The sequence below is a fragment of the Comamonas terrigena NBRC 13299 genome (assembly GCF_006740045.1).
Lineage (GTDB): Bacteria > Pseudomonadota > Gammaproteobacteria > Burkholderiales > Burkholderiaceae_C > Comamonas > Comamonas terrigena.
Genome location: NZ_AP019749.1, coordinates 2,525,156 through 2,540,141, shown reverse-complemented (window position 1 = coordinate 2,540,141; position 14,986 = coordinate 2,525,156). Strand labels below are relative to the sequence as shown.

The window sequence follows — 14,986 nt, the reverse complement described above, 5'->3', positions numbered from 1 at the left end:
TCAAATAAATGATATTTGCCTGCGACACTTTGTCGTGCATATGGCGCTTTTTCTGCTGTGACATTGGCTACGAAATTATTGATTGATAATTTGAAGTAGTCATTCCTTTGAAAATTTGCTCATTACGGCTTGGTGTTGATATTTTCATTCTGGATTTTAATGGCTTGGCATTTATGCTGTCCCTTTCTCATTGAAGAGGAAACCACTGATTCATTCAGTTGCCTATCCAAATATATTTGCATCGGCATAAAATGAATTAATATATCTTTGATATCAAAAATGAAAAAATTGAAAATCTCGCAAAGATTGGCCGTAGCTTTCAGTATTATGGTTTTGCTCCTGGCTTCGCTAGGCGGTATAGGAATCTGGCGTTCAGCTAGCCAGCGTGCTGAATTATCTGACGTGCTGCAGCGGCGCATACCGTTGAACAAGGCTTTAAATACCATTCTCGACCAGGTCAATGAACAAGCAATTCAGAATCGCAATCTTGTCATTTTCAGTTCAAGCGATATTAAAAAATCCGCGCTTGATCGCATCGCCGTAGCCAGATCTGAAGTTGAGAGACAATTTAAAATAGTAGAAGAAAAAATAAATTCGACTGAAGGGATCGCTCTTCTGGAAAAAATGCAGGTGACTCGAACAGAATTCTTGAAATCGGGTAACCAATTTTTGTCGCTGGTGGAGCAAGGTCAGATGCCAGAAGCAACGTTGTTTCTGGAGAAGGACCTGAGACCTACACAGCGTGCCTACCAAGCGGCCATCACCGAGCAGATGGTGTTGCAGGATAAGAGAGCCAAAGAGGCTGGTGAACGTGCTGAAGAGAGTGCTGAAGCTCTCACGCGCGATATTTTGATTGCCGCAGTGGCAGCTATCCTGGCGGCCATCTTCATGGCGATAAGCATCATTGCTTCGATCGTCCGCCCGTTAAGACATGCTGTTGCGGTTTCGGATCAAATCGCCAGCGGCAATCTTTCCACTCACATCTCGGTAGACTCCAATGACGAAACCGGCCAGCTGCTGCGTTCCATGCAGCAGATGCAAAAGAGCTTGGCAAATACCGTGAGCCTGGTGCGCCAGAATGCGGAAGGCGTGGCATCCGGCAGCTCTCAGATTGCCTCTGGCAACAACGATCTGTCGGCACGCACGGAGGAACAAGCTTCAGCGTTGGAGCAAACAGCTGCTTCCATGGAAGAGCTGGGTTCCACGGTGCAGAAAAATGCAGAAAATGCACGGGCGGCCAACCAGCTGGCGGTCAATGCATCCGCTGTGGCGGCCCAAGGCGGTGAGGTGGTCTCAGAAGTCATTGAGACGATGAAGAGCATCAACGCCAGCAGCACCAAGATTTCCGACATTATTTCCGTCATCGACGGAATTGCATTCCAGACGAATATTCTGGCCCTGAACGCTGCCGTGGAAGCCGCACGAGCCGGTGAACAAGGGCGCGGTTTTGCCGTGGTCGCGAGCGAAGTGCGCAGTCTGGCGCAGCGCAGCGCAGACGCTGCAAAGGAAATTAAGGAACTGATCACTGCAAGCGTGGAGCGAGTAGGGCAAGGCAGCGTCCTGGTGGACAAGGCCGGGGTCACCATGACAGAAGTCGTTCAGGCGATACGCAGCGTCACAGAGATCATGGGTGAAATCAGTGCGGCGAGCAGTGAACAAAGTGCGGGCGTGAACCAAATTGGCGAAGCAGTCACACAGATGGACCAGGCCACACAGCAGAATGCTGCGTTGGTGGAAGAGATGGCGGCCGCCGCGAATGCACTGAACAACCAGGCCGCAGAGCTCGTCAAGGCAGTTTCAGTTTTTACGCTGAGCGAGAACCACACCCAGCCAGCCAGTCATCTGAATCCGGTGCGTGCTCCATTATCCCAGCCGTCAGGGCAATCTCTGGTTATGCCTAAAAATCAAAATACGGAGCCTGCGCGTATTGGAGCCTCTGCTTTCCCTAAGGCACCTGTCAAACAGGCCCAGCTTGTTGATGCGGATAGCAGCAAAAACGATTGGGAAAGCTTTTGACCCTGGAGAGCATCTTCGGAGCCCTCCATACCTTTAGACGTTGAGACTGGCCGTCTTCCGAAGACTACCGGAGATGTTTCTCCGGTAGTGCTGGCCGGGGGGCAGAACGCCCTGCGGCGGTGCGGTGTGGGACGAGGCGGCTCAGAGGAAGCGTTCGGCGCGGAAGGCGTGGGCGTCGATGGGAGCGGGCTGCCCGCTCATTAGCGCGCCCAGCAGTTTGGCGGTGCCGGTGCCAGTGGAAAAACCGACATGCTGGTGGCCGAAGGCCAGCCACAGATTGCGGCGCCCGGGCATGGCGCCGATGATGGGGCGGCAGTCCGGCAGCGTGGGGCGGCTGCCCATCCAGGGCGCGGCTTCCAGGCGTGCGCCCAGCGGCAGTGCCTGGCGGGCGGCGGCTTCGGCCAGCTCCAGCTGCACGGGGTGGGGGGCGGCCTCGCAGTCGTTCAGCTCCACGCCGGTGGACAGGCGCAGGCCTTGCTCCATGGGCGAGAGTACATAGGCGCCGCCGGTGTCGTATACCGGGCGTTGAAGGCGCGCCGGGCTGGCGCTGTCTGCGGCGTAATGCATGTGGTAGCCGCGCTCGAAGGCCATGGGCACGCGGATGCCCAGCCGGCCCATGAACTGCTTGCTCCACGGGCCCAGGGCCACCACCACCTGGTCGAAGTAGCTGGCCTGGCCGCTGTCGTCCAGCACATCCCAGCCTTCGCCATTGCGCTGCAGGGTGTGCAGCTGGCGGGTGCTGACGATGCCGCCGCGCGCGGCAAAGGCCCGGGCGTAGGCGGCGGTGACCTGGCCAGGGCTGTCGACGGAATAGGTGTCCTGGATCCACAGCGCCTTGGTGAACACGGAGGGGCGCAGCACGGGTTCCAGCGCGTGCAGGGCCGGGGTATCCAGCACCTGGGTGCGCACGCCAAAGTGGTCCATGGTGGCGCGGCCCAACTGGCCGCCGTCGAAAGCGGCCTGGCTGCGGTATAGGAACAGCCAGCCGTTGTCGCGCAGGCGCCGGCTTTCACCCACTTCGGCCAACAGGCGCTGGTGTTCGGCGGTGGACAGGCGGATCAGCGCGTCCAGCGCGGTGGTGGTTTCCTCAAACGCGCTGTGGGTGGCATGGCGCAGGTAGGACAGGCCCCAGCCCAGGTTGCGCAGCATGAACGCGGTGTTGTAGCGCAGCGAGGCGGTGTTGTTGCGCAGCAGCGTGGGCAGCGATTTCCACAGATCGGGGTGGTTGAACGGCATCAGCGAGCTGCGGGCGATGACGCCGGCATTGCCGTAGGAGGTTTCCTGGCCCGGATCGCGCCGGTCGATCAGGGTGACCTGGGCGCCCAGGCGCTGCAGTTCCAGGGCGGTGGCAACGCCCACCATGCCGGCGCCCAGGACGGCGACGCGGGAATTCAACATAGTCCAACCAGATGAGGGGGAGATGGGGTGAGGGGCAAGGCTTGCCCGGGAGGAGCCTGCCATTGTGCGCCTGCGTGCGGGCAGTCAGGCAGTGTTGCGGCGTCACATCGGCAAAACAGCGTGTCAAAGCGACGGCGGTGGCTGCGGGCGCAAAAAAGGCACCCGAAGGTGCCAGTGTGCGGGAGTGCGGTGGCGCCCCGCAGGGCCTGTGGCCCTGTAACCCTGTGGGCTCTGCAGGCTCAGTCGACGACCACCTGGGCGGCGCCGGCTTCCATGCGGCCCACAACGGCTGCATCGGCAAAGCCATGGCGGGCGAACAGGTCCAGCACCTGCTGCACGGTCTCAGGGGTGCAGGACACCAGCAGGCCGCCGGAGGTTTGCGGGTCGGTCAGCAGGGCGCGCTGGGCATCGCTGATGCCGCTGGCCAGTTGCACGCTGGCGCCGTAGCTGGCCCAGTTGCGGGTGGAGGCGCCGGTGAACACGCCTTGCGCGGCAAAGTCTGCCACGCCCGGCAGCACGGGCAGGGTGCGGCTGTCGATGCGGGCGGTCAGGCCTGCGCCGCGGGCCAGCTCCAGGCTGTGGCCCAGCAGGCCGAAGCCGGTCACATCGGTCAGGGCGTGCACGCCGGCCAGCTGGGACAGTTCCATGCCAGGGCGGTTGAGCTGGGTGGTGGCGGCCACCATGGCACGGTAGCCTGCGTCATCGAGCAGGTTCTTCTTGAGGGCGGCGGACAGAATGCCCACGCCCAGCGGCTTGCCCAGCACCAGCACGTCGCCGGCCTGGGCGTCGGCGTTGCGCTTCATCTGCTTGGGGTTGACGATGCCGATGCCCACCAGACCGTAGATGGGTTCCACCGAGTCGATGGAGTGGCCGCCGGCCAGCGGGATGCCGGCGTCGCGGCACACGGACTCACCGCCTTCCAGGATCTTGGCGATCACATCGTGCGGCAGCACATTGATGGGCATGCCCACAATGGCCAGCGCCATCAGCGGGGTGCCGCCCATGGCGTAGATGTCGGACAGCGCATTGGTGGCGGCGATGCGACCAAAGTCGAAAGCGTCGTCGACGATGGGCATGAAGAAGTCGGTGGTGGCGACGATGGCCTGCTCGTCGTTGATGCGGTAGACGGCGGCGTCGTCGGCCGTCTCGGTGCCCACCAGCAGATTGGGGAAGAACTGCTTGGGCAGGTTGCTCTTGGCCAGCAGTTCCGACAGCACGCCGGGGGCGATCTTGCAGCCGCAGCCACCGCCATGGGACAGCGAAGTCAAACGGGGCACGGCAGGGGCGGTGGTGGAGGCTGGGGTGGTGACAGTCATGGCAGCGTGTGAAAAAGCCCGCGGCGCAGGCCGGGCGGGCAGGGTCCAACAGGGCCGGTGGGCGCCGCCGTGCTGCAGGGCAGGGGGGCGGCGCGCCAGCGGCGACTCCCCCTATTATCGGCAGCTGGGCCTGCGGCCAGAAAGCCAGGGTTGCGGCGGTCGTTTTTCTGCTTTTTTTAGTCTATGGATGCTTCTGTCACTGCGGCCGGTGCGCCGCCCGTTCCGGGTGTTCCAGCCGGTCCCGATGGTTCCCTTCCTCTGGTGGCCGCGCCGGGCATGGCCAGCGTGGCGCGGCTGGAGCAGCGCAGCTTCAATGCCTGGCCGGCGGTGCGCACGGCGGTGATGGACGGCTGGCTGCTGCGCAGCAGCGGCGGCTACACCAAGCGCGCCAATTCGGCCAACGCGGTGCAGGCCGGTACCTTGCTGGACGAGGGTTTGCTGCAGGCCATCGAAGCCTGGTATGCGCGGCAGCAGCTGCCCGCGATCTTCCGGCTGTCTCCGCTGGCGGATGCACAGTGCGATGCGCTGCTGGCCGCGCGCGGCTATGCGCTGGTGGAGCCTTCCCGTTTTTTGCTGCGCCACGGCACGCCAGCGGACTGCCAGCTGCCCGCCGTGCCCGTGGAGCCCCGCTGCACGCCGGCCTGGCTGGCCGGCTATGCCCAGGCCAGCGGGCTGGCGGCGCAGCAGCAGCCCTGGCACCAGCGGATTGTGGATGGCATTGGCGGGCAGTGCGGCTATGCCACGGTGGAGCAAGGCGGGCGCAGCGTGGCCTGGGGCCTGGCGGTGCTGGAGCGCGGCGACGCGGGCCTGTACGACGTGGTGGTGGCGCCGGAATGCCGGAGGCAAGGCTTGGGCCGGCAACTGGTGTGCGGCCTGCTGCAATGGGCCGCGGCGCAGGGGGCGCAGCAGGTGGACCTGCAGGTGCGCGGCGGCAACCAGGTGGCCGAGCAGCTGTATGCCAGCCTGGGCTTTGTACCGGTCTATGGCTACCACTACCGGGTGCAGCGTTAGGAGCTGGCTCTTTAGTTTCGGCTTCGGTGTGGACGCGGTGCCGGTGAGCGATCGCTGAAGTGCTGTGGGGCTGGCGGTGCGCGGCAGCGCTGCGCACCCGGGGGGCTGTGCCTCCTGAACGTGCCTTCTGTGTCCTTGCCGCGTGCCTTCCGCGTGTGTGCTGTGTGTTTTTCGCGCGTTTTCTGCGTCCCGGCCGGGCAAGGTACAGGCGTCTACCTTTCGGCCGTATCGTCCCTGCTGGGGCGCACAAAGCGTTCCGGAAAGCGCAGCAAGCCCAGGCCCAGGCCCTGGCCCAGCAGGTCCAGGCCGTCCAGTGCCTCGTCGCCAGCGGTTGCGCCGAACAGGCAGACCCGGTCGCGCCCGGCGTGCTTGGCCTGGTACAGGGCCTGATCGGCCTGGTGCAGCAGCACACTGCTGCAGACGTCTGCACTGTCTGCAGCCAGGGCGCTGACGCCCACGCTGATGGTTACCGGCCAGCTGCCTTTGGCATGGTGGGCGCGCAACTGGTTGCGGGCGGCTTCACACAGGCGGTTGGCCAGCTGCACGGCCTGTTCGGCTGTAGTGTCCGGGCAGACCACAATGAACTCTTCCCCGCCATAGCGGCCGGCCACACTGAGCGGGCGCAGCTGTTGGCGCAGCATCAGCCCCATGCCGGCCAGCACCTGGTCGCCCGCCGGGTGGCCGCACTGGTCGTTGACGCGCTTGAAGTGGTCAAGGTCCATCAGCAGCACGGCCAGGGGCCGGCGCTGGTGGTGGGGTAGATCCAGTGTGTGCTGCAGGGCCTGCATGACCGTGCGGCGGTTGGGCAGGCCGGTGAGGCTGTCTTCATTGGCAAAGCGCAGCAGCTGCTGGTCTGCCCGCGCCTGGGCCATCATCAGAAAGCCGATGGCCTTGAGGTGCAGGGCGATGAACAGCACGGCATAGGACAGCAGCAACGAAGAGCTGCTGCGGGTGCTGGAAGGAGGCAGCACGGTCAGCGACAGCTGGGGCGAGAACATGCGCAGCACCAGGGCGGCGGTGAGCAGCGCCACGCCTGCCATGAACACCCATTCCCCGCGCCCCATATGGTGGTAGCGGCGCAGCAGCAGCTGCGCCATCCACAGGTTGTGCAGGATCAGCATGCCGCAGACCGTGCGCGTGCGCGCCACAACCTGGGCTGGATCGAGCAGCAGCACATAGACCACGGCAATGCACACCGGCAGCACATACAGCCAGGCGGTGGTGAGCGGGATGCGGTAGAAGCGGTGCAGGCTGGCAATGCTGGCGCAGATGCCGCTGGCAAACGCCACATAGCCGATGCCGGACAGCAGAGGCCGCAGTGGGGAGCCCATGAAGCTCAGGCAGCTGAAGCCCACGCCGAACAGCACCAGGCCCAGTGTCAGCTGGCTGCCACCGTCGTTCCAGAATTTTCTGCCCCAGAAACCCGTCAGCGCAGCGAGGGTGACCGAGGACAGAACGATCATCATCGACACCGTCGTCAAATCCAGCATGATCTATTTCTATCCCCCCTGTGCGCGACATCGAACCCTCTCTGTGCGCAGCCTGTCGGCATTCGAATAAATGCTATCGGCAATTGCCCACCAAGGCACCTGGGTGGAGTGCGGGCGAGATGAAGTGAGGATGCTGTGTATTTGATAGCTGTTGAAGGCTTTCCGAATGGCCCTGGATGCCGGTGTCTGGACATGCATCCAGCATGGCGCAGACCCCTGTTTTGCAATGCAGAACAGGGTTTCTGGATGGGCGGTAGTGCTGGTGGTGGAACCGGGGGATGCCCGGCAGGGGCCGTGTGCCGCTGCGGCGCCGGGGAGGCTGCGGGGTGTGTGGCTATGGCGGGGCCATGGGGCAGCAACTGAAAGCCGCAGTCACCTGGCGCGAACATCAGTGCGGGCAGGGCAGGCCCTCATGCCCCATGCCCCATGCCCCATGCCCCATGCCCTCACGCTGTGCGCAAGCGCTTGACGCTGCTGGTGACCACGCCCCAGATCTCGATGTGCTGCCCCTCCTGGGGATGGATGTCCGGATATGCCGGGTTTTCCGGGTGCAGCACGAACTGACCGTCGCGCACATGCAGGCGCTTGCAGGTGAATTCGCCATCCACCTGGGCCACCACGATGTCGCCGTGCACGGGCTGGAGGAGTTTGTCCACCACCAGCATGTCGCCGTCGAACATGCCAGCGCCTTCCATGCTGTCACCCGTCTGCCGCAGGATGAAGATGGACTGCGGGTGCTGCGCCAGTTCTGTGGCCAGGTCGAGGTGCGTGACCGCACCGCGTTCCGCCGGACTGGCTCGGCCGCCGCGCGCGGGCGCTGCCAGCATGGGCAGCGGCATGGCGGTGATGGTGGCGGGCACGGGCAGGCCGGCAAGGAAACGATGGCTGTACATAAATACAGTATATGCGAGTCATGCGACGGATGCTGCCGCGGTTTGTGACCGGGTGTGTCTGCGGCCTTTGGCACAAGGGGGGCTGCTGAGTCCGCAGGGCGGCGTTCGGCGCGAGTGGCATATCTGTTGGAAGAGACCGCGTTGAACGTTTGGCTGCAATGGGTTGGCCGGGTGCCGCTGGCACCCACTTGCACGGCGCTGCCCACTGCCACAGTGCCTTTTCCCGATGCATGGTTCATGCGGTCCAAGGCCGCCATCAGCGTGCTGTGGTATTGAACCTTGGTGACGGTTTTTCTGGTCAAAGGGTAAGGGCTGCTTACTTAGTAACAGCCCTTGAAGGTTCTCCCACAGGCGACTGCGTCAGGCTGATCTTAGCCATTCACCGTGCAGTGCCTAAGCGGCAGCAAAGGCTAACGCCAGCCGTTGAACGCTGCCTGTCCTGAACGGCCGCGTCATCCTCGGAACCGGCCGCTCGATTGCGCGGTTTGCTGTGTACTAGCTCGAACGACCGCTCTTACGTTCTCAGGCAGGCTTGCATCGACCCAAAACAGCCATTCTGAATCAGCGCAATTGAGCTATCAGTCTTTTCGCTATGTACTGTGCATCTGGCACCACGCCTCGCAAGGTGGCCGATGCAAAGCTGCGCTGCTTGGGCAGCCCAATGAAGTACAGGCCCGGAACAGTGGTCGAGACACCATTTTTGTGAGCTACCCGGTTTTGATGATCGAACACTGGCAGCTGCCCGAGTGCCCCCAGGTTCGGGCGAAATCCCGTGGCAAAAATGATGCTTTGAACCGGCTCATGAGTTCCGTCTTGCCACACCACTCCATCACGCGTCACTTGATGGAACATGCCTTTGTGCCGAATCTGCCCAGAGCGCAGCGCACGCCGATAGGTCCCTCGATCGAGCACAGGGGTACTTTGGTCGTTGAGCCATCTGGTTTTCTCTAAACCGGTCCATTTCAGCCAAGCGTGGAAGTCGATGCCCAAAGGGCGCTGGGGAAAGAAGCGCACAGGCTCTCGGCTCGCTAACGTCACATTCGCCACTTGGGCCAGCTCATGCGCTATCTGTACCGCAGAGTTTGCAGCGCCCACCACGATGACACGCTCTCCAGAGTACTCTTGGGCTCTTGCATAGCTTGCGCTGTGGAGCACGCGGCCCTCAAAGTCCTGCAGGCCTGTGATTTCGGGAACGTAGGGGTGGCTGAACGCCCCCGTGGCCACCACGACGGCTTTCGAGAAAAAGATCTGTCCATCTGCTGTCGCGACGCGAAAGCCCGTCTCCTCTCGCTCCACCAGGACAACCTGCGCTTTTTGTTTGATGGGCAACTGGAAGTGCTCACTGTATTGCTCCAGGTACTCAACCACCTCATCTCGCAGGGGGTAACGACCTGGCTCTCCCGGAAATGCCATGCCAGGCAACCCCGAATACCGTGCCGGCGAAAACAGCCTGAGGCTGTCGTAGTAGTTGCGCCAATTCCCCCCAGGCCTGTCTTGCGCATCCAGGATTACAAAGTCACGCCCTTGGCGTTGTAGGTGCCACCCGCACGCCAAGCCAGCCTGGCCGCCACCGATCACGATCACCTCAAAGTTATCTGTGTTCATTTGTGCGCACATATACACATGTTGGAGGAAAAAAACTACCGTTGATTGCCAGGGCAGCAATGGGCTGCAATGCCCTTGGTGTGAGACAGCATGTCCTCCAGCCGCAGGATGATTGAGGGACCGTCCACCTCATAGAACATCTGTCGGCCTGACTTGTGCGCCCGCACGATTCCGGCCTCAGACAGGATCTGCAGATGGCGAGAAACCACAGAGCGCTCCTGGGGCAACTCGGCAGCGATCTCCGTTACGTCGGCGCTCCCCAGTTGCATCACTCGCTTGAGCACTGCAATCCGGGCAGGCTCGCAAAGCGCTTTGAAAAAGCTGCTTTCCAAGGACGCAATGGCGGCGTCAATGGCATGCGTGCGGTTGAGAGGCGAGGTGGACATGCTGCGAATAATACGTGCATTTTCATGCACATGTAAACCTGCATATCAACCTCCGCCTCATGCACTCACGTTGGCAGTGACTGGTTTACGGCGCCTACGCAGGCACTTGGGCGGTAAGGTACTGGTCAATCTCGGTTGCTGTGGAGCGTGCCGTGCGCATAACACCAATGAGAGTGGCCGAAGCGGGCCCGGTCCACTCGCCGTAGCCGACCAGCCAGAGGCCTGGCACATCGCACGCACGTGTCCCGTCTACGGTGACTTTGCTATCAGCCACCACGCCGAGAGACTCCAGATGCTGGAGTGCGGGCCTAAACCCGGTGCACCACAAGATCGCGTCATACGTGCGGCTGGTGCCGTCTGCCCACAGTGCGCCTTCGGCCGTAAGCGTCTCAAATGTTTCTACGGCATGAAGTACGCCACGTGCGCGGGCCTCCACGACAGGGGGCACCATGACGACATCGCCAAATCCTCCTGGCAAGTCCGTCGGGTCACGGCCTTCTTGGATTGCCTGCCACCGTGCAGTTGCGCGTTCAAAGAGCACTCTTCCATCCACATCGTCTGCCAGAAAGGCAGGCGGGCTCAACGTGGCCCAGGTAGTGGACGCTGCGACCTGCGAGACCTCGGCCAAGATCTGCGCGCCAGAGTTGCCACCACCGACCACCATGACGCGCAATCCTTGAAATGCGCTGGGCGATATGTAATGTGCGGAGTGAACCTGGAGACCGCCAAACGCGGACCGACCTTCGAGTTCCGGAATAAACGGATTGCGCCAAGTCCCTGTGGCACTCACCACCACGCGCGCATGCCACGACCGGTCACCTGCCTTTACGGCGAAGTCGTGGTCTCTTCGTTCCACCGCCGTCACCAGCACAGGCCGCTGCACCGCGAGGTTGTAGCGGGCTTCGTACTGCCGCAGGTAGCTAACAACCTGGTCGCGGCTGGGGTATTGCTCCCCGGAGCTGGGCATGGGCCAGCCTGCAATGGAGCTCCAATTTGCCGGAGAGAACAGGCGCAGAGAGTCCCAGCCATGCTGCCAGGCACCTCCGCCTGCATCCTCAGCGTCCAAGATCAGCACTGAGCGGTTTGTACGCCTCAGGAAGTAGGCAACGGACAGTGCAGCCTGGCCTCCTCCAACAATGATCACGTCATACAGTGTCATGCTCACATCGACCTCCAAATTTATTGCGCACTTGCAGCGTGAGGCTGAATGCGCATGGCCCACAGCGCCAAGAACGCGGTGATGCCGAGCATTGAGGAAAGCCACGCTGCTCCCAGCGCCCAATGGGATACAGCCATTCCGAAGAGAAACGGGGAGCCCGCTTGCACGATGCGTGCGGGCACCATCAGCCAGCCTTGCCGCTGCCCATAGCCCAGTGCACCGAACACCTTGAGCGGCAACGTGCCCACGGCAATCGTCAAAATTCCGTTCCCAAGTCCGTGCAAGACGGCAAACAGACTCACTGCAGGCGCTCCAATCAGATACAGGCACAGAGCTGCAGCGGGATGCGCCAAGATTGCCAGCTTGGCAGACAGCAGGGGGTGGGCGTTTTTCAAGAACCCGTATTCCACCAACCGCCCAGCCACCTGCGCGGGCCCCACCAGCGCGGCGGCTCCGATGGCAACGCCAATTGCAGCTCCGGTCATTTGCAGAAGCTGCGGCAGATGGGCCGCCATCGCCGTGCTGATGAACCACGAAACCGCAAACACATAGGCCATCAGATAGGCAGTGGATCTGTGCGGCTTGCCAGCTGCGCTTGAATGCTCGTGGGGGCTGGCGGCAGGTTGTTCATCACCTTGCTGCGGCTCAGCCACTGCAGAAGCTGCGCGTGGCAGTAGCAGGTTGAGCGGGAGTCCCAAAAGAAGGTGCAGCAGTGCCCACGCCAGACATGCCTCACGCCAGCCAAACTCATGCGCGAGATAGCTGGAAAGCGGCCAGCCTACGGTACTGGCGAACCCGGCAAACAGCGTGATGCCAGTGATGGCACGCCGAGCGTCCTGGCCATACAGGCGAACGACCGTGGCAAAGGCGGCTTCGTACAGGCCGCTGCCCATGGCTATGCCCATGACGGCCCAGGCCAGGAACACATGGTTGGCCTGCGTGGCTAGACTGAGGATCACCAGTCCAGCCGCGAACACCAGGTTGCTGGTGATCAATACTGGACGGCCACCGAAGCGGTCAATGAACCGTCCTGCAATGGGTCCTATCCCAGCGGAAACCAAAAGCGCCACCGAGAAGGCCGCGAACACTGTCGAGTACGCCATGCCGACCGCACTGCTGATCGGCTCCGCTAAAACAGCAGGAAGGTAGTACGACGAGGCCCACGACAGCGTTTGGGCCACGCCCAGCATGGCAGTGATCCGGGTGCGGCGTGGCATCGTCTCGGTGCTTTAGATGCTTCGCTGATTGACGCGTTGTGAGAGCGCTTCTGCAGATTCACGCCGCTCGCTGTATCGGTCCACGAGGTAATCTGCAGTGTCGCGGGTCAACAGCGTGAACTTGACCAGTTCCTCCATCACATCGACCACCCGCTCATAGTAGGCGGAGGGTTTCATGCGACCGGCTTCGTCGAACTCCAAGAATGCCTTGGCCACCGAAGACTGGTTGGGGATGGTGATCAGGCGCATCCAGCGACCCAGCACGCGCATTTGGTTGAGTGCGTTGAACGACTGCGAGCCTCCACTGACCTGCATCACCGCCAAAGTCTTGCCCTGGGTCGGGCGCACGGCACCCACAGACAGCGGAATCCAGTCAATCTGGGCCTTGAGGATGCTGGTCATTGCGCCATGGCGCTCGGGTGATGTCCACACCATGCCTTCGGACCATTGCACCAACTCGCGCAGCTCCTGGACCTTGGGGTGGCTCTCCGGCGCATCGTCTGGCAGCGGCAGCCCACGCGGATCAAAAATCCGAGGCTCGGCCCCTAGCTTGCGAAGCAGCCTGGCGGCTTCTTCCGTCAGCAGTCGGCTGTAGGAGCGCTCACGGGCCGACCCATAAAGCAGCAAGATGCGAGGTGCGTGCGTAGCGCGCTGGGCGGGCTGCAGCCGAGTCAAGTCCGGAGTCTCGAAGGACTGTTCGTCGAGGTTGGGTAGATCAGTGCTTTGCAACACGTTGTCCTTTCGCGTCGATGACGGCCTCACCGTCTTCCTTGGTGAATACTCCCAGCTGAGGGCTGGGCAAGATGTCCAACACGGCCTCGGACGGCCGGCACAGACGTGTACCCAGCGGCGTCACCACGATGGGTCGATTGATCAGAATTGGATGCTCAAGCATGAAGTCGATCAGTTGCTGGTCGGTCCACTTGGGATCGCTCAGGCCGAGTTCATCGAACGGCGTGCCTTTTTGCCGCAGGACCTCGCGCACAGGCACGCCCATTTCAGCCAGCAAACGCTCCAAGGTGGCCCGATCGGGAGGCGTCTTGAGGTATTCGATGACCGTGGGCTCTTCGCCGCTGTTGCGGATCAACGCCAACACGTTGCGGGAGGTGCCGCAGGCGGGGTTGTGATAGATAGTGATAGTGCTCATACCGACTCCAGGACAGAGGGCGTGTTCAGGCAAAGATGCTCAGGCGCAAAGCCAGGGCAGCCAAAGTGGCAAGCAGTACAGGAACGGTCAGCACCGAGCCAACTTTGAAGTAGTAGCCCCAGCTGATCGTGGTGCCCTTCTTGGCCAGCACATGCAGCCACAGCAGCGTGGCCAAGCTACCGATGGGGGTGATCTTGGGGCCCAGGTCACAACCGATCACGTTGGCATAGACCATTGCTTCTTTGACGATGCCGCTGGCATTAGAGGCGTCGATGGACAAAGCGCCCACCAGCACAGTCGGCATGTTGTTCATCACGGATGACAGCAAGGCAGACAGCAGTCCCGTGCCAATGGCTGCACCCCACACACCGCCTTGTGCAAAACGCTCCAGCATCGCCGCCAGATAGTCCGTCAGGCCTGCATTGCGCAGCCCATAGACCACCAGATACATGCCCAGCGAGAAGATCACGATCTGCCAGGGGGCACCATGCAGCACCTTCTTGGTATTGATGACCGAACCACGTCCAGCCACGGCCAGCAAGATGACCGCGCCCACTGCTGCTACGGCACTCACAGGCACACCCAAGGGCTCCAGGCCAAAGAAGCCAATCAGCAGCAAGGCAAGTACTACCCAGCCAGCGCGGAATGTGGCTGGGTCTTTGATGGTATCGGCTGGGCGTTTGAGCTGGCCAAGGTCATAAGACGCAGGAATATCCCGGCGAAAGAACAGCATCAGCATGGCCAAGCTGGCGAGCACTGAGACGATATTGACCGGCACCATCACAGAGGCGTATTCGTTGAAGCCGATCTTGAAGAAGTCGGCAGAGACGATGTTGACCAGGTTAGAGACGATCAGCGGCAGGCTCGCGGTGTCCGCAATGAAGCCTGCCGCCATCACAAAGGCCAATGTCGTTGCCGGCGAAAAGCCCAGCGCCACGAGCATGGCCATGACAATGGGCGTGAGGATCAGCGCGGCCCCATCGTTGGCGAACAGGGCCGACACGGCGGCGCCCAGCAGCACGATAAAGGCAAACAGCTTGGAGCCTTTGCCACCACCCCACCGCGCGAAGTGCAGCGCTGCCCACTCGAAGAACCCGGCCTCATCCAGCAGCAAGCTGATGATGATCACCGCAACAAAGGTTGCGGTGGCGTTCCACACGATGTGCCACACCAAGGGAATGTCGGCCAGATGCACTACCCCCAGCAGCAAGGCGATGCCTGCCCCTAAAGAGGCACTCCATCCGATACCCAGGCCGCGTGGTTGCCAGATGACCAGAATCAGGGTGAAAACAAAGATCAGTACAGCCGAGAGCATCGTGATGGAGACCGTGGGTAAGTGATGGGCGTA

Annotated in this window: 13 protein-coding genes; 2 read left to right on the top strand and 11 right to left on the bottom strand. The window is 61.8% G+C overall.

Annotation, left to right across the window (positions count from 1 at the left end; translation table 11 throughout):
• The first annotated feature begins 279 nt into the window (after positions 1-279).
• Positions 280-2,016: a methyl-accepting chemotaxis protein gene (locus CT3_RS11415; RefSeq protein ID WP_066532477.1), complete on the top strand. Its 1,737-nt coding sequence runs from the start codon at positions 280-282 to the stop codon at positions 2,014-2,016.
• A 141-nt stretch (positions 2,017-2,157) separates the two neighbouring features.
• Here CT3_RS11415 and CT3_RS11410 read toward each other — a convergent pair whose 3' ends face one another.
• Both CT3_RS11410 and selD read right to left on the bottom strand, forming a co-directional pair.
• Positions 2,158-3,414, bottom strand: coding sequence for an NAD(P)/FAD-dependent oxidoreductase (locus CT3_RS11410; RefSeq protein WP_305954868.1), 1,257 nt, complete (start codon positions 3,412-3,414; stop codon positions 2,158-2,160).
• Positions 3,415-3,653: 239 nt separating this feature from the next.
• Positions 3,654-4,730 (bottom strand): selenide, water dikinase SelD, encoded by a 1,077-nt coding sequence (gene selD / locus CT3_RS11405; protein WP_066532475.1) that lies wholly within the window; start codon positions 4,728-4,730, stop codon positions 3,654-3,656.
• A 183-nt stretch (positions 4,731-4,913) separates the two neighbouring features.
• On the opposite strand from selD, the gene CT3_RS11400 reads away from it, so the two are divergent.
• Entirely contained in the window at positions 4,914-5,741 is an 828-nt protein-coding gene (locus CT3_RS11400; RefSeq protein ID WP_218568115.1) for a GNAT family N-acetyltransferase, read from the top strand.
• A gap of 212 nt (positions 5,742-5,953) precedes the next feature.
• On the opposite strand, the gene CT3_RS11395 is transcribed toward CT3_RS11400, so the two are convergent.
• The 9 genes from CT3_RS11395 to CT3_RS11355 all read right to left on the bottom strand — a co-directional run bounded on the left by CT3_RS11395 (position 5,954) and on the right by CT3_RS11355 (position 14,953).
• Complete coding sequence (locus CT3_RS11395; protein ID WP_083520189.1) at positions 5,954-7,231, bottom strand: GGDEF domain-containing protein; 1,278 nt, start codon at positions 7,229-7,231, stop codon at positions 5,954-5,956.
• 446 nt (positions 7,232-7,677) lie between these two features.
• Complete coding sequence (locus CT3_RS11390; protein WP_066532465.1) at positions 7,678-8,124, bottom strand: LexA family protein; 447 nt, start codon at positions 8,122-8,124, stop codon at positions 7,678-7,680.
• 561 nt (positions 8,125-8,685) lie between these two features.
• Positions 8,686-9,729 carry a flavin-containing monooxygenase gene (locus CT3_RS11385; protein ID WP_066532462.1) on the bottom strand — a complete coding sequence of 348 codons (1,044 nt, stop codon included), beginning with the start codon at positions 9,727-9,729 and terminating at the stop codon, positions 8,686-8,688.
• A gap of 35 nt (positions 9,730-9,764) precedes the next feature.
• Positions 9,765-10,115 (bottom strand): ArsR/SmtB family transcription factor, encoded by a 351-nt coding sequence (locus CT3_RS11380; RefSeq protein WP_066532458.1) that lies wholly within the window; start codon positions 10,113-10,115, stop codon positions 9,765-9,767.
• A gap of 94 nt (positions 10,116-10,209) precedes the next feature.
• Positions 10,210-11,274 (bottom strand): ArsO family NAD(P)H-dependent flavin-containing monooxygenase, encoded by a 1,065-nt coding sequence (locus tag CT3_RS11375; protein WP_066533318.1) that lies wholly within the window; start codon positions 11,272-11,274, stop codon positions 10,210-10,212.
• A 20-nt stretch (positions 11,275-11,294) separates the two neighbouring features.
• Positions 11,295-12,491, bottom strand: coding sequence for an MFS transporter (locus CT3_RS11370; RefSeq protein WP_066532455.1), 1,197 nt, complete (start codon positions 12,489-12,491; stop codon positions 11,295-11,297).
• Positions 12,492-12,503: 12 nt separating this feature from the next.
• Positions 12,504-13,220, bottom strand: coding sequence for an arsenical resistance protein ArsH (arsH, locus tag CT3_RS11365; RefSeq protein ID WP_066532448.1), 717 nt, complete (start codon positions 13,218-13,220; stop codon positions 12,504-12,506).
• Positions 13,207-13,638, bottom strand: coding sequence for an arsenate reductase (glutaredoxin) (arsC, locus tag CT3_RS11360; RefSeq protein ID WP_066532445.1), 432 nt, complete (start codon positions 13,636-13,638; stop codon positions 13,207-13,209). Before arsC ends, arsH begins: the two co-directional genes overlap by 14 nt.
• A 25-nt stretch (positions 13,639-13,663) precedes the next feature.
• Entirely contained in the window at positions 13,664-14,953 is a 1,290-nt protein-coding gene (locus CT3_RS11355) for an arsenic transporter (RefSeq protein ID WP_066532441.1), read from the bottom strand.
• Positions 14,954-14,986 lie beyond the last annotated feature (33 nt).